Origin of the sequence: Natrinema sp. 1APR25-10V2 (assembly GCF_031626495.1) — an archaeon.
Taxonomy (GTDB): Archaea; Halobacteriota; Halobacteria; order Halobacteriales; family Natrialbaceae; genus Natrinema.
Genome location: NZ_JAMQOJ010000011.1, coordinates 62,505 through 81,027, shown reverse-complemented (window position 1 = coordinate 81,027; position 18,523 = coordinate 62,505). Strand labels below are relative to the sequence as shown.

Here is an 18,523-nt window from a genome sequence, read left to right as displayed (position 1 = left end):
TACGGCGGTCGATTCGAAACCTTCAATTGTGGTGGCGGGCAACGAACGAGTGCAGAGGGCGTGACGACGTGCGCCAGGCTGCGTGAACGCGAAACCAGGCGGGTTGGTGGTCTAGTCTGGTTATGACACCTCCTTGACATGGAGGAGGCCGGCAGTTCAAATCTGCCCCAACCCACTTTTCAGCGACCAGATGCGACGAGCGAAGCGAGACGCTCGTCGCTGAAAAGTCGTTACGGGAGATTTGAATCAGGGAGCAACTTCGCTGCGACCGTGGTTCAAATCTGCCCCAACCCATTTTTAACGGAACAATAGCCGACGAGCGGAGCGTTGCGATACTGCCACGCGACGCGAGTCATCCGTCCCGTTAAAAATTGTTACGGCGGATTTGAACTAGACGGGGCGCGCGCAGCGAAGCGAGCACGTCTCGGCGTCGTTCAAATCCACCCCAACCCACTACTGCTGTCGCGAGCAAACTCCTCTAGTGTCTCTCGATTTCGAACCCGGTAGATCGGCGGCCGGGAGTTCGGAACGTCTCGGCACGGTTCCGGTCTGTCCGCTATTCTTCTACCGCGTGCAAATTCGTGACCGGTCGACCGCTGGCTGACGACTGTTACGTTCGAGAGCGGCCGACTCGGAGACGAGACGTATTCCCGAAACGCCCCCGTGAAACTGTGGCTCCTTCGAGTAGCTGTTCTTTAACCTGGGCACCGCTCTACCGGAACACGTGACCGAAAAACTGTCACTGTTTTCCACGATGTTTGTTTATACAGTTATCCATCGTAGTATATGATATGAGTTCGCACACCGAGCATGCCGACGAGAGTCACGTTCACGAACACCACGCCAGTGCGGTGGGATACGAGACGCCGCGGGCCGCCATCGAGGAGTCGCCTCGAGAGACCGTCGCCTACGTGCCGGCTCTCTACGTCGGGACGGAAACCGACGCCCCGGACATGCTGACCGTCGTCGACGTCGATCCAGACTCGTCGACCTACTGCGAGATCATCGATCGGGTCGAGATGCCCACCAGGGGTGACGAGTTACACCACTTCGGCTGGAACGCCTGCTCCTCGTCCTGCCACGTCGAGGGCGCGGAGCGACGGTACCTCGTCGTTCCCGGTAACCGTTCGTCCCGCCTCCACATTATCGTCGCCGAGGACCGTCAGAACCCCGAACTCGTGAAGGTCATCGAACCCGAGGAGGTCTTCGAGTACGACCTCTCGGCTCCGCACACGGTCCACTGCATCCCGGACGGAATGATCATGATCAGCATGCTCGGCGACGCCGACGGCGATCTGCCGGGCGGGTTCCTCCTCCTGAACGAGGACTTCGAGATCGAGGGCCGCTGGGACACGCCGGGCGACATCCAGATGAACTACGACTTCTGGTATCAGCCCCGCCGCAACGTGATGGTCTCCTCCGAGTGGGCCGCCCCCTCGACCTACCAGTCGGGGTTCGACCTCGAGGACGTCGAGGCCGGGAAGTACGGCCAGCGGCTCCACGTCTGGAACTGGGAGGACCGGACGGTCGAGCAGACGATCGACCTCGGTGAGGAGGGGCTGGTGCCGCTCGAGGTGCGGTTCCTCCACAGCTCCGAGTCCGAACACGCCTACGTCGGCGCGGCGCTCTCGTCGAACATGTTCCACCTGTACAGGGAAGAGAGCGCGGCGCGCAGCGCCGCGAACGAGGCGAGCGGTGGCGAACCGCGAACCGGCGGCGAGTGGCACGCGGACAACGTTATCGACGTCGAGCCGCGCGAGCACGAGGACTGGGACATGCCGGTGCCTGGCCTGATCACGGACCTCGTGGTCTCGATGGACGACCGCTACCTGTTCTTCGCGAACTGGCTCCACGGCGAGGTCCGTATGTACGACATCTCCGATCCGTCCCACCCGCGACTGGTCGATACGCTCTCGGTGGGCGGGCTCTTCGGTGACGTCAGCGAGGTGCAGGGCCGACCGATCCACGCCGGGCCGCAGATGCTCCAGCTCTCGCTGGACGGCGAGCGGCTCTACTTCACGACGTCGCTGTACTCCACGTGGGACGACCAGTTCTTCCCCGAGGAGGGGAAGCGAGGCTCGGTGATGCTCGAGGCTGACGTGGATCCCCGCCGGGGAACGATGACCCTGGACGAGGCGTTCCTCGTCGACTTCGGGACGCTGCCAGCGGGTCCGGCCCGCGCCCACGAGATCCGATGGCCCGACGGCGACTGCACGAGCGACGTCTGGATGTAACGGGCGAGCGCTCGAGGGACTCGAGCCGGGGCTGCTGTGCGGAGACGGACGAGGTGACGAGAGATGAGACGATATTCGGTCGCCGGAATCGGCGACGAGACGGAGCGGACGAGTCGATCGATAGCGACCGCGCTGGTCGGGCTCTCGCTCTGGTCCGTCTCCGTCAGCGCCCACGGCACCGGCGCGCACGCGGGGAGTCAGGGCTCGGCGGGACCGGTGATTCCGTTCGCCGTCGCGATCGGGCTCTCGGCGCTGCTCGGCCTGACGTTCGGGCTCGGTGCCGTCTCGCGCTATCGGTCCGATTCCACGGTCGGGAGCGCTCGCGGCGCGACGCGGACCGAAGTGACGGCGCTGCTGATCGTCTTGGGGCTGGCCGCGCTCTTCGCGGCCCTCTCGAGAGACGTGCTTCCCACGATCGGCGGCGGGACGCTCGGTGCTGCACTCGCGTTGGCAGCCCGCACTCGCGGCGTCTCACCGCACGCCGGCTGTGCCGACGCGGCGCTCGGCGCGATACTGACCCATCGAGTCGTCGAGGGGGCGCTCATCGCGGGCATTTACGCGACGAGCGTCTCGTTCGGATTGATGGCGCTGGCCCTCCTGACGGTGCACGCGGTCGCCGAGTCGGTCGCCGTCGGCGGACTGTACGGGCCCGTCGGCCGGAACTGGGGTGTCGCGAGCGTCGTCGCGGTCCAGTCCGCTTTCGTCGTCGGTGCCGTCGGTGGTGGGCTCCTGCTGGGGTTCCTCACCCCGACGATCGTCACCGTCCTTCTGGCGAGCGTCGGAGGCGTCCTCTTTCTCGCCGGGACGACGGAAATCCGTTCGGTAGCGAGCCGAGCGCCGGCGCATCTCGAGACGTAGCGGGAGCCGCGGTAGCGCCTCCGCCGTCGAGCAGTACGGCCGCCACCGGGACTCGAGACGGGATGCGAATCCGTCAACTGCGCCGCGTTCACTCGGACCGAACCAGCCATCCGAGACCGAGAACTGCGGCGACGAATACGACGAGAACGAGCAGGAGCTCTGACAGCCACTGGATCGACCGTGGGCCGACGTTACCGACCGCGATAAACCCGGCGGCGAGCACGACGACGTTCAGTCCGAGAAGTCCGTTCGTCGTCGTTCGTCTCGCACTCCACGGACGCGTCGAGTCCGACGGCATCGGACGGCCGTTTCCCTCCGAGTGTTGTTAGCGTTCCGATACGTAGTCGGAGATCGACGGTCGTTCCCGTCGCGCTCTCGAGCGACGGCCTGGCCCGCGCGACTGTCGATCGGAACCGAACGGTACAAACCGTCGAGTCGACTCGAGCGTGACATGGAGGTCGTGGGCCGGCTGCTGGCGCTGCTCGTCGTACTCCTGTTCGGCGCGGGCCTGCGGGCGACGGGTGTTCTCGACGGGCGGCGGACCGAACTGCTGAACGCCGTCGCCTACTACGTCGCGCTGCCGGCACTGATCTTCGTCTCGACGTACGACCGCTCGATCGGCGAACTCCTCTCGCCCGCGTTGCTCGGCGGACTCGTCTTCGTCGTGATCACGACTGCGGGGATCGCGTGGCTGGTTCACCGTGGCCGGGACTCGAGCGCGCGCCGGAGCGTCGCGATCGTGCAGTCGTACCACTCGAATCTGGGCTATCTCGGCCTGCCGCTGGTCGCGGCGACGTTCGACGCGTCGGTGACCGCGATCGCGAGCGTCGTGCTGGGGGCCGTGACGCTGACCCAGCTGCCGGTGACGATCCTCGTGCTCTCGACGCTCAACGGGACCGACGCCTCGGTCGCGGCGGAACTCCGCGGCCTGGCGACCAACCCCGTCCTGGGGACGCTGGTCGCCGGCCTCGTCGTCGGCTCGCTCGGTCTCGCACTCCCGTCGCCGGTCGCGACCGGCCTCGAGGGCGTCGGCTCGTTGGCCCTCCCCGTCGCGTTGCTATGCGTTGGGGCGTCCCTGCAGGTCGACCTGCCGTCGGTCGACGTGGGCGCGACCGCCGCCGTCGTCGCGCTCAAGATCGGTCTGATGCCCGCGCTGGCGTGGCTCGTCTTCTCGATACTCCCCGTCGACTCCGCGGCGTTTACCGCTGCCGTAGTAATGCTCGGAACGCCGACCGCGGTCTCGACGTTCGTCTTCGCGAGCGAACTCGGCGGCGACCGACAGTTCGCGTCGTTGAACGTTTTCGTTACGACGCTCTCCTCAGTCGCGACCCTGTTCGTCCTCATCTCGCTGGTGGGCTGATCGGAACGAGACCGTGGCGCTCGAGCGACGATCGCATCGTAAACGAACTACCGCGTCGAGTATCTACCGGGAAAAGAACCGTTTGAGCCGCCCGAGCAGACCGGGATTTTCGTCCGCGGGCTCGCGACCGTCCGACCCGCCCGCATCGCCGTCGACCGAGCCGGCGAGCGGACCGGCGTCGTCCGGCCAGTCGTCTCCGGTCGCACTGGCTCCCGATCCGGTCGTCTCGAGGTCGTCCATCGAGAGGTCGACGTCGTCGATCTCGGGGGTCGATTCGCGGCCCTCGCCGGCCTCGGCCGCCCGCACGTCCGCGCCGGTGACGGTGCCGTCCTCGACGCGGGCGGCCAGTTCCTCGAGCGAGGCGTCCGACGGATCGTCGGGGAGCGACGGCGAACCGTCGACCGCTGCACCGGTATCCGACGCCGGTTCGCTCTCGGCGGCGTCGTCGCTCGGCGCGGATCGCTCAGAATCGTCCGCGCCGGCTGCAGCTTCCGCGTCGGTCGTGGCCTCGTCGGCGTCGGGGATATCGCCCTCGTCGAATTCGGTGGTGACGCCGTCGCGCGTTTCGGTCGTCGTTGCGTTCGCGTCGTTCGACGCCGTCGGCTCCGATTCCGTCGCGTCGAGCGAGTCGAGGATGTCGTCGACGCTCTGTTCGGAGACGACGCGCTCGGGGCCGCCGCCGGGCTCGAGACTGTCGCTTGAGCCGTTCGGCCCCGCCGTGTCGGCGTCGTCGTCCGCGCCGGTTTCGTCGGGTGCGGCGGCGGGTGATCGCTCGTCGCTCATGATGGTGGTCTGTCGCTGCCGGGGACATAATCTTTCCCCTGTCCGGACGGTTCAGGAAACGAACGTGTGATGGGCGTCGAACGGGGGACCGGATCGGGGGCGCTATTCCGCGATCAGCGGGTGGGATCGGACGACGTTGAGGACGGCGCCGACGAGGATGATGATCCCGGCGAAATAGAGCCAGGTGACGAACAGGAGCACGGCACCGACGGCCCCGTAGGCCTGGTACTGGGCGGCGTTGGAGGCGTAGAGCTGAAAGCCGACCTGCAGGACCGTCCAGCCGACGGCGGCGAAGATCGCACCCGGCAGGATCTCGCGCAGATCGACGGGAATCGGCGGGAGGACGTAATACACCGGGAGGAAGACGAGCACGAGTCCGATCAGTAGCGCGAGCCACCCCAGCGCGCCGACGAACGGGAGGTTGTCGGCGACGATCGCCAGCACCGTGCCGATCACGATCATCAGCGCGAGCGCGCCCGCGCCGGCGGCGATCACGGTGAGGCCGTCCCTGATCTGATCGACGAGCGAATCCTCGGCGACGTCGTCGTAGACCTTGTCGAACGCCAGGCTCAGCCCGCGAAAGACCTTGAGCGCACCCCAGGCGGCGACGACGATCGCGATAACGGTCGCCTCGGCGCGCCCGGATTCGGTCGTCATCGCCTGCGTGACCAGCTGTTCGCCCGCCGCCGGGAGATAGTCGCCGGCGACCGAGATCAGCCGCTGGGCCACCTGCTCGCCGCCCAGCAGCGAGCCGACGACGATCGCGAGCAGGATCAGCGGGATCAGCGAGACGAACGCGTAGTAAGCGAAGCCGGCCGCGAGAAAGGTCAGATCTCGATCGCGTGACGTCCGATAGATCGACATAACCGTCCCGGAAACGTTCATAGGCGACGTACGGTCTTCGGGACCAAGAACCTGTAAGTCGTTCGCAGCTACTGCATCCGATCTCCTGTCGTCGTTTTCGTCTCGTCTGTCACCGTTCAGATGTAACGCCGATACGGATCGACCGGGAGTCGGCCTTCCGCGGGTTCACAGGCGGTACGAGGCGGATGGCCCGACTCTCGAGGTCGGGGAGGAAGCCGACACTCGATGACACAAACCACGTTCTAATGGCTGGCCGGCCCAAATCGATAAGTAACGCCAGCTAGTTATGCGAAATATAGTGGAATATCGTCGTACCGCCGTCATCAAACTCGACACTCCCGAAGGAGCCGACGATTCTCTTCGAGAGACTGTCGAGCAGTTCAAACACTGCGCCAACACCGCGAGCGAGTGGTGCTGGCACGGCAACGACGGCTACCACGTCACCTCGAAAGCCAAAACCGAACGTGCCCTCTACGACCAACTCCGCGACGAAACCGACCTAACCGCGAATCTTGTCCAGAAAGGGATTCGGAGAGCAGTCGGAGCCGTTAAAAGCGGAGTATCCCGTCTCGAACGTGGCGAGAACACGTCGCAACCGCACTTCTCGGCAGACAGCGCGGTGTACGACAAGCGGAGCGCGACGTTCCACCGCGACCACGTTTCTCTATCTACCGTGGATGGACGTGCCAAGTGTGACTACATTCTCCCCGATGACTCGGAGGCACCGCCCACAAAGTACGTCTCCGACGAGGACTTCGAGTTTCGGATGGCTCACTTGCAGTACCGCGACGGTAACTGGTATCTCCACGCTTCGATGCGGAAAGTCGAAGCAAACAAGAAAACGCCCGAATCCGAGTCCAAGCACAGAACAGTCCTTGGTGTAGATTTGGGCGTCAACAACCTCGCAGTCGCTTCGACGGGCCGATTCTGGTCGGCAGACGAGTTCAACCACTGGCGTCGAGAATACGGGAAACGCCGTGCATCGCTTCAGCAGTGTGGTTCTCGACACGCCCACAAGGACATCGAATCAGTCGGGCAGAAAGAGTACGGGCGGTTCGAGATACACTTACACACGGTGGCGAACGAACTTATCGAAGAGTCCGTCGAGAACGATTGTTCGCATATCGTGTTCGAGGATTTGACCTACATCCGGGAGAACATTCCCGAGGCGACGTGGCAACACGTCTGGGCGTTCCGACGCCTCTACGAGTACGTCGAATACAAGGTCAAAGAACACGGCATCGAAGCCGTACAGGTAGACCCACACAACACGTCGAAGCGTTGCTCGACGTGTGGGTTTACCCACGGCGACAATCGCCATCAAGAATCGTTCGAGTGCCAGCAGTGTGGGTATGAGAACCACGCCGACTACAACGCTTCCAAGAACATCGGTTTGCAGTATCTCCGTCGCAGGCAAAACGCAGGCGACGGAGGCGCACCCGTAGATGTGCGCTTGAATCGCGGGACGTTGAACGTGAGCGGGGAGTACGTACCCCCTGCCTCGGCTGAGGCATAGAACGGGAGTCCACGCGAAAGTCTCGGGGCCATTCGGAAGATCTTCGATCTTCCGTGATGATGAGACGGCGAAGCCGTCTCGAACCACTTGACCCCGAGGCGATTTACCACGTCTGACAGAAGTTCTGACCCGCGTAGACCGCGCCGTCTTCGGTGACGTAGACGCCGACGCCCGCTCGGTCCCAGCGGGGCGTGTCGCCCTCCTCGAGGATCGCCTGCCGGTGGGGCGTCGAGTTCATCCACTGGTTGACGAGGCCGGTCGCGAGTCCCTCGGCAGTCCGGTGGCGGACGGTGCCGTCGCCGCCGGGTCGCCCGACGGGCCGGCCGACCCACGTCTTCGCGATGTTCTCGCCGTACCCTCGACAGTAGTTATCGACGTCGCTGAACCGATCGTAGGGACCCTCGCCGTCGGGGTTCCTGTGGGCGAAGTAGTTCCGCCGGGCCATATCGTAGCTGTGTGCGCGCGCGACGGACGCGACCGTCCCGTCCCACTCGAGCGGCTCGAGGCCGTGTTCGGCCCGCCGCTCGTTGACTTTCGCGTGAACGAAGTCCTCGACGGTCGCGGATCGGATCACCTCGACGTCGGTCTCGTAGCTCGAGCCGCCGGGGTCGTCGGGGTCGGTTACCGCGGGATCGCGATCGCCGGCCGGCGGCGGATCGGCGCTGGGCGACGGCGGCTCCTCGAGACCGACTCCGGGGCCGTCGACGAACTGCGGTGCGATCAGTGCGGCCCCGAGAGCGAGCGAACAGACGAGGGCGACGACGACGAGGAAGTTGACCAGCCCCCGCAGCAGCGCGCGGTCGACACTTTCGCCCGCATCCGTTCGCACTGTTCCGGGCCGCCGACGATCCATTTGGTCGTCTCTCGGACCGGCGGTACAAGACGGTCGCGGCCGCTCACAGTCAGTGAGACGCGAGTGTGTCGCCAGTGACAGTTATGCAGTCGTTTCCGCACCGCCAGCATCGCCGAAGATCGTCTCGTGGATTCCGATGACGAGGCCGGGTACGACCGCCATGAACAGGTGTTCCTCGAGCGGGATGCCGGCGACGTCGATCCCGGTCCGGAGTTTGATATCGAAGACGCCGACGGCGAGGGTGTACCGGTCCCAGACGTAGGCGATTGGGTACAGTGCGAGGATGGTAACAGCCGCTTTCCGACAGGCGTTCGCCCGCCGAAGGAGCACGGCGGCGACGGTTCCCCAGAGAATCTCCGTGACGAGGTACGTGTATCGACCGAAGACGCTGATGTCGCGCATCACGGGGTGCTTCAACGGCCCGTACAAAAACCCCGCGGCCGGAACCACCCGGCCAAAACGGGGCAGTACGTTAAATACCTCGGCGACGGTACGTCTCGGTAGAAGGATGAATATCGCTGATATCGCCACCACGGAGTTTATCGAAGTCGACGTCGGGACGCGAATGGGGAAGGTTCGTTCTATGTTCGAGGACGGCAACCCCAAGGGAATAATCGTCACCAACGACGGGGAGTACGAGGGCGTCATCAGCGAACGGGAGGTGCTCCAGTCCCACGTCGAGGACGACGCCAAGGTAGCGGCACTCACCAAACCCAGCCGAAACGCGCCGGCTCCCAAGGTCGACCGCCAGGAGGACGTCCGGGAGACCGCACGCGTGCTCGTCGAGAGCAACGCGAAGGTCGCGCCGGTCTTCGAAAACGGTGAGCTCTGGGGCGTCATCACCGACGACGCGATCCTCGAGGCGGTCCTCGAGAACCTCGACGCGCTCACCGTCGAGGACATCTACACGGCCGATCCGGTCACCCTGGACGAGGACGACGGGATCGGCAAGGCGATCAATCTCCTGCGTGAGCACGGAATCTCCCGACTGCCGGTCATGAACGAGAACGGCTACCTCTCCGGGGTCGTGACGACCCACGACATCGCCGACTTCGTCATCCGGAAGAGTAACTCGACGACGACCGGCGACCGGGTCGGCGACAGCCAGCGGATGCTCGACGTGCCGGTCTACGACATCATGAACAGTCCCGTCGAGACGACGACGCTCGACGCGACCGCGAAAGAGGCCGTCGAGGCGATGCTCGAGCAGGACTTCGCGGGGCTGATGGTCACGCCTGCGGACGACGACCGGGTCGTCATCGGCGTCATCACCAAGACGGACGTCCTGCGTGCGCTGACGTTCACCGAGGAAGAGCACATGGACGTGCAGATCACGAACATCTCGATGCTCGACACCATCACCCGGGAGTCGATCGTTCAGAGCGTCGAGGACGTCGCGGACAAGTACGCCGATATGCAGGTAATGCACGCCCACGTCCGCTTCCACGAGCACAACGAGAAGCTCCGTGGCACCCCGCTGGTCCAGTGCCAGATCCGCCTGCGAACCAATCAGGGGCAGGTCGCCGGCACCGGCGAAGGCTACGGCGCCGAGAACTCGTTCCGCGTCGCGCTGGACAAACTCGAGCGCAACGTCCTCGAACTCAAGGGCGTCACCAGCGACGAGGAGTACCGCGGTCAGCTCCTGCGGAAGCTGAACGAAATCTAATCGGGCCGTCGACGCGTCGCCGTCGATTCGTCTCGTTTTTCCGCTCGTCTCGCGTCAGGGCCGGGCCGCCTCGTCCCCACCCTCGAGTCCCGTGTCCGTGATTCGGAACTGTACCGACTCGCCGGCGGGTTTCGAGCGGTGTTTCTCGAGGGTCGCGCGCCGGTTACCGCCCCGGAAGCGCTCGAGGCGGACGATCGCACCGGTCCAGTGTTCCAAGGTGTTCCCGCCCAGTCCCTTCGTCCGATCCGAGTCGGGGTCGGCGAACACCTGATTCGTCAGGACCACGGCCAGATCGTGTTTGCGGGCGAGCGAGAGCAGGTGGGTAACCTGCCGGGTGACGCTGCGTAACGCCTCCCCTTCGTCGCCGTCGCCGGTGCGTTCGAGGCGGTAGAACCCGGTCGCGCTGTCGAGGACGATCAGGTCCGCTCGCTCGGCGAACTCCTCTGCGTCGCGGACGGCTTCCGCCTGCTCCTCGAAGTCCAGCGCGTCCTCGATGACGATCCGCGAGGCCACGGCCTCGATGTCGTCGGCGGTCTCGCCGTCATCGGTTTCGACCGCCCCGCCGTTGTCTCGAGGAGCCGCATCGTCGACCGTGGCCTCGAGCAACTGCTGGAAGCGGTCGACCGACACTCCCTCGGTATCGATGTAGACGACGGTGCCGCCGTCGGCCGCGGTTCGGACGGCCGCCGACAGCGCGAGGTTCGTCTTCCCCGCGGCCGGCGGGCCGTACAACTGCGTGACGGTGCCGCGTTCGAACCCCCCACCGAGCAACTCGTCGACCGGGCCACAGCCGGTTTGAATCGCCTCGTCGGTCACGGTTCGAGTTGGCAGGGTACGCGCAAAAAGGCCCCGGAACGGATCTGCGAGTGGGATAGCAGAAGAGCGCTCCTCCCGCAGATCAGACAACGACGTTTCGACTCGGACGGTCTTCGGTCCAGAGACGGATCTCTTCGTTTCAGACAGCAAGCGGTTTCCGGACGATAAGTCGCGATCTGCTCGCGAGAGCGACGTCCGGTAAAAGCCTACATATGTTCACAACGGTATCGCCGCGATCTCAGCCGAACCACACGACGGGCAATCGGTGTGGCCGTTCGAGAGCGTTTTCCCGCAGCGTCGACATTCGTAGTGAATAGACAACCGTCGTCGTTTGTCGGTACCGTTTCCGAGAAGCTGAAGCAAATAATCACGGAGAGCCATTTCTGAGCAACGAGTTCTGTTGCTCGTCCGGACAGTAAATGCTTTGTGATAATTCGAAAATATAAGGGACTAGAACTAGACATTTGTTAATTTATTCTCTGGATCGTGGTCTACTTCGGCCGGTAGGAACGGTGGACAGCGCCGACGCGAGTCGATTCGCCCGAGCCCGTTCTCGGATCACCCGCTGTGCCGTCGTCTGCATCGGCGCCGCCAGACGGATAGGCCCCGTCGAGGACCGCTAGTAGCGGCGGTGTCGGGGTTTCAGTCTGGTGTCGATAGCTAATCGAGACGGCCCGTCAGCACACGTTTATTGATTTGCGGAATCGACGGTCAAAACGTGATCGTCGTCGCCACGGCAGACTTCGAAGTGTACCACGGCGTCGTCAACGAACTCCGCGACCGCGGAACGACGTTTACGACCGTCGAGCCCGAGGAGGAACTCCCCGAGCAGACGACCGTGGTCGTCACGGGAGCCGATCACGCCGACGACTTCGACGCCGTGCCGACGATCGTCGCCGATCCCGACGACCCCCGACGTGCGGTCGATCAGGCGCTGGCCGCGGTCCGGGGCGACGGCGGTCGAACTATCATCGGCGTCGACCCCGGCCGCAAACCCGGCATCGCCGTCCTCACCGGCGAAACGATCGTCGCGGCGTTTCAGGTCCCGCTCGGCGACGCCGTCGAGGTAATCCAGCGCGAGGCCGCCGAGGCACCGTCCCCGATCGTCCGCATCGGCGACGGCTCCCGCCTCGAGAGCGCGAAACTCGTCACGGACCTCGAGGACGTACAGGTCGAACTCGTCGACGAGACGGGGACGACCCCGTATCTCGGCACGGGCGCGCGGGGGATGGGCGACATGCTGGCCGCGGTCAACATCGCCCGACTCGAGGGGGAGGTCGTCGACGCGCGCCAGATCGAGCCGACCGACGGGGAGATCCAGGTCATCAAGGACCGCTCGCGCGAGCAGAGCGAACACAACCGGGCGATCGACGAGGTCCTCGCGCGCCGGGTCGCCGCCGGCGAGTTGACGATCGACGAGGCGCTCGACGAGCATCGGAACGGTGGTGACGAGCCGTAACTGCGCCGCAGTAAGAGATCGATTACAGTGTGTCATGAAGGCACTACCGAGTGCCGCCGCTCTGGAGGCGCGAAAACGAAAGAATCGAAATTAGCCGTCACGTCGGTCGAAAATCGACCGTGTGACCGAATGCGATTACGCGCCGACCCAGACGTTCGTCGAGGAGACGGACGCGAACTGGACGTTCTCGTTCTCCTGCATGGTGATCTGCGAGCTGCCGGCACTCCCGCCGTTTTCGGCGACCGCAACGGAGGTGTGCTGCTGGTTCAGGTTCTGCTGGGTGACGAACTGGTGCTGTTCGATCGCCGCGCTCGCCGTCTGGTCGACGTCGTTCGTCTGTGTGGCGTTGGCGGCGTAGTCGTACGACATGCCGGGGGTGGACGTACCCGAGTTGCCGTCGACGGTGAGCGTCGTACTCGAGGTGCGGGTGACGTCTTCGGAGACGTAGCCCGGGCTCGCGTAGACGTTCAGCGCGTTGGCGTATCCGATCTGGGCGTTGTAATTCTGCTGGAAGGCCATCTGGACGGCGGTAGCCTCGCTGCCGTTCTGTGCGATGGCCATCGCGCTGTTCTGCAGGTTGATCCAGACCGATAGCGCATACCTCCGTCTTCAGGCGGAGGTCAAGCGACAGGCATAGTGCGCTAGTTCACGAGTCCCACCATTACTGGATTTTCCATGCACCACCGGAGGTATTAAGACGCCGACTACCCATAGTGTGCAACACGGATGAAGACCACACGGCACGCGACCTACAACCTCAACTACCACATAGTGTGGCTGCCGAAGTACCGCAACTCGGCACTCGTCAACGAGGTCGCCGACCGTGTGCGTGACATCCTCCACGAGATCGCCGACGGCAAGGGCTTAGAGATAATCGACCTGACCGTTCAGCCCGACCACATCCACCTGTTCGTCAGTAGTCCGCCGAAACATGCCCCTTCGCTTCTCGCCAACTGGTTCAAGGGTATTTCCTCGCGGAAATACAACCACCGCTACGCGGACAACGACGGTGAGAAGATTCGATGGGCGAGGGGCTACTACGCAGGGACGGCGGGCCACGTGTCCAGCGAGACGGTTCAGGACTACATCCGGCGCCACGAGGAGGGCGAGATATGACCGATCTCACCAAGACGCTGGAACTGAAACTGGTAGACCCGAACGCGCACAAACAGCGGAAACTCCGTGAGACGCGGGCTGCCTACCAGCAGGCCCTTTGGGATGCGTTCGACGCTGGTTGCACCACCCAAGCCGAAGCGAACGACGTGGTAGTCAACTACGACCTGTCAGGGTACGCGAAGAACGCGCTCAAGAAGTACGTCCCGCAGTTGACGACGACGTACAACGCGGGCGACCTGCACGACGACCACCCTGTTCGGTTCACCAACGAGGGGCTACGCCTCAACCACAAGCCCGAGAACGCTATCGAGTGGTACGTCAAAATCCCGCACCACGAAGACTACCACCTCTGGATGCCAGCACAGCCGAATCCCGACCAACGGGACTGGTTAGAAGCGTTGAACGCTGGTGACGCCGAGATGGGTGAGAGTCGGCTATTCCAGCGAGACGGAGCATGGTATCTCCACGTCACCACGACCCGCGACGTGGAGGAGCGTTCCGAGGCGACCGACGATGAACGGACGCCTATCGGAGTGGACATCGGGGAAGCGTCACTCGTCACGGTGTGTCACCGCGACGACCACGGTTCTCCGACCCGCCCCGAACTGTGGGCCGACGAAGGCAAAACCGTTCGTCGGCTTCGCAAAACCTACTTCACCGCCACGCGACGGCTTCAAGAACGCGGAAGCGACCGTATCGCTGAGTCGTTCGGCGACGGTTTGTGGACCCAGATAGCCGACGTGTTCCACCGTGTCACCCGCGAAGTTGTGGAGTACGCGGAATCCGTCGAGAATCCCGTGCTGGTTCTCGAAGACCTGACGTACATTCGGGAGTCGATGGACTACGGCGAGTACATGAACCGCCGTCTCCACGGGTGGGGGTTCGCTAAACTCCACGCGCAGATACGGTACAAGGCTATCGAGAAGGGGATTCCTGTCGAAACGGTGAATCCGCGTAACACGTCGAAGGAGTGCCATGCGTGTGGTGAAGTGGGGTATCGTCCGAAGCAGGCGACGTTCAAGTGTACGAACGACGACTGCTGGATGGGCGAGTACCAAGCGGACGTGAACGGGGCGATAAACATCGCAGACCGCTACCTCAGCGGAGAGAGTCGTTCCAGAGAACACACGAACGACGATGACTCGGCTGAGGATGGGGCGCGTTTGACCGCGCCACAAGACAGCCACGCCGATGCTGAAACCCAGCAGGCGACGCGTGGAACGTATGCGTCTTGAAACCACAGGGCCGTTCCACTCGGCCTGAAATCCCGTGGCGGGATTCCCACGTCTTCAGGCGTGGGAGGAGGTCAAGTTGACGTTGCCGACGTTCTCGAACTGGGTCTCCGCGCTCTGCAGGTGGCTCTCCGCGGTGGCCGATCCGCGCTGCTCGTTGTCGTTGTACTGGTTTGCTTCCTGGACGGAGGTCGCTTCGCCGCCGTCGATCGCGATCGACACCGCCGAGCCCTGCTCAGGGATGTTACCTGATCGATGTCCTGTGTTCGAGTCGGGCCCCGCGATCTATACCGGCTGTTGGACGAGGTGAACGAAGTCCACATGAATCATCGACTTAGCGAACGGTACAGAAAAGCAGTAAAAAGGGCAGGCGGTTAACAGAAGTTTTGCGTGGCGTATACTTTCCCGTCGTCAGTCACGTAGACACCGATCCCTTCGTGTTCCCACTGCGATGCGAGGATGTTCTCCCTGTGTCCCGGGGAGTTCATCCACTGGGTCACGATCGCGTCTGCGAGCCCCCGTTCCGTGGTGTAGGTGGCGGTACCGCCGTCGGTACGAACCGCCCTGTCGTACCACGTCTGCGCGATGTTCTCTCCGCCGGTGTAGTACGTTCCGCCGCTACCGCCGACGCGGCACTCGTAGCCCGCCTCCGCATATCGGTCGGCGAAATTATCGCCTTCGGGGTCCGTGTGCGAAAAATATCCTCGCTCCGCCATATCCCGACTGTGTTCGCGTGCGATGTCGCGGAGTTCCGCGTCGAACTGCAGTTTCTTCAGCCCGCGTGCGGTCCGTTCTTCGTTTACGGCATCGTGGATGTGGCGTTCAACCGTAGCGATATCGAGGCCGTTCGATTCGGTCTCGTCCGTCTCGTCAGCGGTGGTGTTATCCTCGCTGGTGTCAGACGATTCGCTGTCGTTTTCTGCTTGGCCGTCCGTCCTGTCAGAGTCGCTCCCCGTGTCGGCGGAATCGTCTGTTTGGCCGTCGCCTTCCATCGGTGCATCGACGGAGTCACTACTTCCGTCGTTACCGTCGACGCTCGAGTCCTCGTCTGCCGACTCGTCCGTCTCGCTCTCATCCGCTTCCGTATCGGTGTCCGAAGGGGTTTCGTTCGATTCCGCTTCCGAATCGTCTGTCGAGCTCTCGTTCGTATCAGCATCGTCAGACTTTCCGCCGGAATTATCCGCTTCAGTATCTCCGGATCCGTCGTCGCTATCGGTGTCCGGATCGGCAGTACCGTCGGTACCGGTCGTAGCGTTGTCGACACCGTCATCGGGGTGGGAATCTACGCAACTCGATCGTATATCTGCTGTCTCGAGTCCGAACGCCTCGAAAAGGCTAGCGAAGCGCGTCTCGAACAACGCACAGACTCTATCCCGCTCCTGCTGAGTTGTTTCGGTTGCGGTGACCGTAACCTGTTCGACGCTCGTGGAGGAATCGTCAGTCGTGCCGGTCGCCGCGGAGGGCGTCGCGGCCATCGCGACTCCCGTCCCAGCCGAGCTCAGTACGAGAACCGCGACCATCGCGAGGATTATTCCCGGCTTCGATATTCTGCTCATCGACACATATCCCTACGAAAGAAACATCGATTAATAATCGGCTGAATATGTCTTTTCTTTATATTCGATCAAAGATCCTTTTATAAGGTTTGTTTTCACCAAATGTGCCTAATCCACTGGGGAAAGACGATAACGTCGAGGGAGAATGTACAGCGCCGGACCGATCGAATCAGTCCCCGAGTGTTGCCAGAGGACACGATCGGACTCCGCGTCGAATCGTCGATGGCTATCCTGGGGTGGCCTATCAGTACACGTTTATTCGTTTGCGGGGCCGACGGTCGGAACGTAATCGTCGTCGCGTTCGCGATCGCGGTCGTCGCCGGCGAGTTGACGATCGACGAGGCGCTCACTGAACATCGAGACGACGATGACAAAGCCACAGGGTCGGCTAAATTGGACCGTTTTGACGAGTTCTAGCCGTACTGTCCGCGACTCGTTCAGCAGTTGGTAGCCTATATACGGCTAGCGAGCAATGTTCCGAAACGGATTGATGGGATGTCTCTCTGGAGTATCAATGGAAAAGAAACGGATACTATCAGTCACGTCGGTCGAAAATCGACCGTGTGACGGGATCTAATTACGCCTCGGCCCAGATGCTCGTCGCTGCGACGGACGTGAACTGGACGTTTTCGTTCTCTTGCATGCTCACCTGTGCCGCGTTTGCGCTCCCGTTATCTTCGGCCACTGCCACGGCCGAGTGCTGGTTGAGGTTCTGTTGAGTAACGAACTGCTGTTGCTCGATAGCAACAGTCGTCCCCTGGCTGATGTCGTTTTTGTGGTGTGCGCTGGTATCGTAGTCGTACGAGATTCCGGGGTCGCTCTGGACGTCATTTCCACCGACTGTCACGGTCGTACTCCTCGTTTGCGTGGCGCTGTCGGTAACGTATCCCGGACTCGCGTACACGTTGAGTGCTTCCGCGTATCCAACTTGAGCGTTGAGGTTCTTCTGGTCGGCGATCTGGAAGGCGGTCGCTTCGCTGCCGTTGATCGCGATGGCCATCGCCGTGTTGTTCAGATTGACGTTCAACTGCTCGACGGACTGTCCCTGTGCGACCATGGCAGTCGCAGTTTGCTCACCGTCGCCTTCTTGACCTTTCTTCGGGTTCTCGTCGGTACTCTTCTTCGGCTTGTCAGTGCCGACGACATCGCTTTCGCCGATGTTCGCGACGTTCATGCCGGCCATCGACGAGATAACGTTCATCGCGTTCGCGCTTCCGATCTGCTGGTTGAAGTTGCTCTGATCCGTGAGCTGGATCGCCGTCGCGGTGCTGCCCTCGCCGACAGCGATGGCGACAGCGGCGACTCCTTGGTTGACGTTATTCTGACTAACGTTCTGGTCTTGGGCAACGAATGCGGACGCGTCCTGCGTTTCGTCGTCCTTCTTGCCCTTCTTGTGATCGTCGTACTCTCCGAATTTGCCGTCCCCGAGGTACACATTGGATGCGTTGGCAGCCCCCTGCTGAATATTCTGGTTGGCCTGTTTCGTCTGTTGGAAGGCAGTCGCCTCACTATCGTTCACTGCGAGTGCGAAGGCGGTGCTCTCCCTATTGTAGTTGAGCTGGGCGACATTCTGCGCTTGGGCTACCGCTGCAGTCGCCGTCTGGGTAGCCGTCGGCTCACCCTCTTCGTCGGCGATCCCCCAGCCGCTGAACTGCTGGCCACCACCGCTACTGTTCGCCATGAGGAGGTGGACGTCGCCGACGTTCTCGAAGTCTGTCGTTCTGGAGTCGAACATCCGATTCTTAGCAGACGCCTCGCCTTGCTGGACGTTCATGTTCTGCTGGTCCACGTCCTGAACGGCCGTCGCTGTTCCGTTGTCTATCGCGATGGAGACAGCGCCACCCCTTTCTTGGATATTTACCTGGTTAACGTTCTGGTACGAGATGACATCGGCGATCGCCTCTTGCTCTTCGGCATCCGCCGAGCCAGCCGCATGCGCATCAATGAAGTCGTCCAGATCCTGAGTGCTGAGATCGGCGCCGAACACTAAGTAGAGGTCCTCGCCGTCCTGAAGCGTGTATACTGGTTTGTCCTGTACGTCTCGGTCGCCGCCGGCAGCTGCCGGGCCGACCATCCCCACCATGGAGATGGTGACCATAACAGCGACGAAAATCGTCGTAATCTGTGATCGTTCGGGCATTTTGTAGGTCGTGATTAGTGTCGAATGACCTGTGACGGTCTTTCTTGCTGAATCTCTGCGACGCGAACCA

The 18,523-nt window shown here is 62.7% G+C and carries 17 protein-coding genes, 1 tRNA gene and 1 pseudogene; 9 read left to right on the top strand and 10 right to left on the bottom strand.

Annotated elements, in window-relative coordinates:
- Positions 1–100: 100 nt before the first annotated feature.
- The 3 genes from NDO75_RS26725 (at position 101) to NDO75_RS26715 (ending at position 3,092) form a co-directional block, all read left to right on the top strand.
- Positions 101–175, top strand: a tRNA-Val gene (locus tag NDO75_RS26725).
- 616 nt (positions 176–791) lie between these two features.
- Entirely contained in the window at positions 792–2,234 is a 1,443-nt protein-coding gene (locus tag NDO75_RS26720) for a selenium-binding protein SBP56-related protein (protein WP_310909581.1), read from the top strand.
- Positions 2,235–2,297: 63 nt separating this feature from the next.
- On the top strand, positions 2,298–3,092 hold the full coding sequence (locus NDO75_RS26715; protein WP_310909580.1) for a hypothetical protein: 795 nt from the start codon (positions 2,298–2,300) through the stop codon (positions 3,090–3,092).
- An 88-nt stretch (positions 3,093–3,180) separates the two neighbouring features.
- Here NDO75_RS26715 and NDO75_RS26710 read toward each other — a convergent pair whose 3' ends face one another.
- Positions 3,181–3,390, bottom strand: a complete 210-nt coding sequence (locus NDO75_RS26710; RefSeq protein WP_310909579.1) for a hypothetical protein — start codon at positions 3,388–3,390, stop codon at positions 3,181–3,183.
- Between the two features lie 153 nt (positions 3,391–3,543).
- On the opposite strand from NDO75_RS26710, the gene NDO75_RS26705 reads away from it, so the two are divergent.
- Positions 3,544–4,452 (top strand): AEC family transporter, encoded by a 909-nt coding sequence (locus tag NDO75_RS26705; protein ID WP_310909578.1) that lies wholly within the window; start codon positions 3,544–3,546, stop codon positions 4,450–4,452.
- A 63-nt stretch (positions 4,453–4,515) separates the two neighbouring features.
- On the opposite strand, the gene NDO75_RS26700 is transcribed toward NDO75_RS26705, so the two are convergent.
- Both NDO75_RS26700 and NDO75_RS26695 read right to left on the bottom strand, forming a co-directional pair.
- A complete protein-coding gene (locus tag NDO75_RS26700) occupies positions 4,516–5,235 on the bottom strand; it encodes a hypothetical protein (protein ID WP_310909577.1) in 720 nt (239 codons plus the stop codon).
- A gap of 102 nt (positions 5,236–5,337) precedes the next feature.
- The gene (locus NDO75_RS26695) at positions 5,338–6,120 is read right to left on the bottom strand and encodes a YihY/virulence factor BrkB family protein (protein WP_310909576.1); all 783 of its coding nucleotides are present in this window, start codon (positions 6,118–6,120) and stop codon (positions 5,338–5,340) included.
- A 277-nt stretch (positions 6,121–6,397) separates the two neighbouring features.
- On the opposite strand from NDO75_RS26695, the gene NDO75_RS26690 reads away from it, so the two are divergent.
- Entirely contained in the window at positions 6,398–7,615 is a 1,218-nt protein-coding gene (locus NDO75_RS26690) for a transposase (RefSeq protein WP_310909575.1), read from the top strand.
- A gap of 103 nt (positions 7,616–7,718) precedes the next feature.
- Here the strand turns inward: NDO75_RS26690 and NDO75_RS26685 are convergent, their stop codons facing one another.
- Entirely contained in the window at positions 7,719–8,468 is a 750-nt protein-coding gene (locus tag NDO75_RS26685; RefSeq protein WP_310909574.1) for a CAP domain-containing protein, read from the bottom strand.
- Between the two features lie 81 nt (positions 8,469–8,549).
- The gene (locus tag NDO75_RS26680) at positions 8,550–8,870 is read right to left on the bottom strand and encodes a lycopene cyclase domain-containing protein (RefSeq protein ID WP_310909573.1); all 321 of its coding nucleotides are present in this window, start codon (positions 8,868–8,870) and stop codon (positions 8,550–8,552) included.
- A 106-nt stretch (positions 8,871–8,976) separates the two neighbouring features.
- On the opposite strand from NDO75_RS26680, the gene NDO75_RS26675 reads away from it, so the two are divergent.
- On the top strand, positions 8,977–10,134 hold the full coding sequence (locus NDO75_RS26675; protein ID WP_310909572.1) for a CBS domain-containing protein: 1,158 nt from the start codon (positions 8,977–8,979) through the stop codon (positions 10,132–10,134).
- Between the two features lie 54 nt (positions 10,135–10,188).
- On the opposite strand, the gene NDO75_RS26670 is transcribed toward NDO75_RS26675, so the two are convergent.
- A complete protein-coding gene (locus tag NDO75_RS26670; protein WP_345784934.1) occupies positions 10,189–10,965 on the bottom strand; it encodes an AAA family ATPase in 777 nt (258 codons plus the stop codon).
- A gap of 703 nt (positions 10,966–11,668) precedes the next feature.
- Between NDO75_RS26670 and NDO75_RS26665 the strand changes: the two genes are divergently transcribed.
- Positions 11,669–12,409, top strand: a complete 741-nt coding sequence (locus tag NDO75_RS26665) for a hypothetical protein (RefSeq protein WP_310909571.1) — start codon at positions 11,669–11,671, stop codon at positions 12,407–12,409.
- A gap of 135 nt (positions 12,410–12,544) precedes the next feature.
- On the opposite strand, the pseudogene NDO75_RS26660 reads toward NDO75_RS26665, so the two are convergent.
- Positions 12,545–12,991: pseudogene (locus tag NDO75_RS26660) on the bottom strand (hypothetical protein); the annotation flags it as partial.
- 144 nt (positions 12,992–13,135) lie between these two features.
- On the opposite strand from NDO75_RS26660, the gene tnpA reads away from it, so the two are divergent.
- Together tnpA and NDO75_RS26650 are read left to right on the top strand one after the other, a co-directional pair.
- Positions 13,136–13,525 (top strand): IS200/IS605 family transposase, encoded by a 390-nt coding sequence (gene tnpA / locus NDO75_RS26655; RefSeq protein WP_310909570.1) that lies wholly within the window; start codon positions 13,136–13,138, stop codon positions 13,523–13,525.
- Positions 13,522–14,760 carry a transposase gene (locus tag NDO75_RS26650; protein ID WP_310909569.1) on the top strand — a complete coding sequence of 413 codons (1,239 nt, stop codon included), beginning with the start codon at positions 13,522–13,524 and terminating at the stop codon, positions 14,758–14,760. The genes tnpA and NDO75_RS26650 overlap by 4 nt, the downstream gene beginning before the upstream one ends.
- A 54-nt stretch (positions 14,761–14,814) precedes the next feature.
- Here the strand turns inward: NDO75_RS26650 and NDO75_RS26645 are convergent, their stop codons facing one another.
- From NDO75_RS26645 to NDO75_RS26635, 3 genes are all read right to left on the bottom strand, one after another.
- Positions 14,815–14,979 carry a hypothetical protein gene (locus NDO75_RS26645; RefSeq protein ID WP_310909568.1) on the bottom strand — a complete coding sequence of 55 codons (165 nt, stop codon included), beginning with the start codon at positions 14,977–14,979 and terminating at the stop codon, positions 14,815–14,817.
- Positions 14,980–15,131: 152 nt separating this feature from the next.
- Positions 15,132–16,313 (bottom strand): CAP domain-containing protein, encoded by a 1,182-nt coding sequence (locus NDO75_RS26640; RefSeq protein ID WP_310909567.1) that lies wholly within the window; start codon positions 16,311–16,313, stop codon positions 15,132–15,134.
- A 577-nt stretch (positions 16,314–16,890) separates the two neighbouring features.
- Positions 16,891–18,411 (bottom strand): hypothetical protein, encoded by a 1,521-nt coding sequence (locus NDO75_RS26635; RefSeq protein WP_310909566.1) that lies wholly within the window; start codon positions 18,409–18,411, stop codon positions 16,891–16,893.
- Positions 18,412–18,523: the final 112 nt, after the last annotated feature.

Coding starts and splice junctions, on each gene's coding strand:
- NDO75_RS26720 (WP_310909581.1), top strand. CDS start 792: ATGAGTTCGCACACCGAGCATGCCGACGAGAGTCACGTTCACGAACAC.
- NDO75_RS26715 (WP_310909580.1), top strand. CDS start 2,298: ATGAGACGATATTCGGTCGCCGGAATCGGCGACGAGACGGAGCGGACG.
- NDO75_RS26710 (WP_310909579.1), bottom strand. CDS start 3,390: ATGCCGTCGGACTCGACGCGTCCGTGGAGTGCGAGACGAACGACGACG.
- NDO75_RS26705 (WP_310909578.1), top strand. CDS start 3,544: ATGGAGGTCGTGGGCCGGCTGCTGGCGCTGCTCGTCGTACTCCTGTTC.
- NDO75_RS26700 (WP_310909577.1), bottom strand. CDS start 5,235: ATGAGCGACGAGCGATCACCCGCCGCCGCACCCGACGAAACCGGCGCG.
- NDO75_RS26695 (WP_310909576.1), bottom strand. CDS start 6,120: ATGAACGTTTCCGGGACGGTTATGTCGATCTATCGGACGTCACGCGAT.
- NDO75_RS26685 (WP_310909574.1), bottom strand. CDS start 8,468: ATGGATCGTCGGCGGCCCGGAACAGTGCGAACGGATGCGGGCGAAAGT.
- NDO75_RS26680 (WP_310909573.1), bottom strand. CDS start 8,870: ATGCGCGACATCAGCGTCTTCGGTCGATACACGTACCTCGTCACGGAG.
- NDO75_RS26675 (WP_310909572.1), top strand. CDS start 8,977: ATGAATATCGCTGATATCGCCACCACGGAGTTTATCGAAGTCGACGTC.
- tnpA (WP_310909570.1), top strand. CDS start 13,136: ATGAAGACCACACGGCACGCGACCTACAACCTCAACTACCACATAGTG.
- NDO75_RS26650 (WP_310909569.1), top strand. CDS start 13,522: ATGACCGATCTCACCAAGACGCTGGAACTGAAACTGGTAGACCCGAAC.
- NDO75_RS26640 (WP_310909567.1), bottom strand. CDS start 16,313: ATGAGCAGAATATCGAAGCCGGGAATAATCCTCGCGATGGTCGCGGTT.
- NDO75_RS26635 (WP_310909566.1), bottom strand. CDS start 18,411: ATGGTCACCATCTCCATGGTGGGGATGGTCGGCCCGGCAGCTGCCGGC.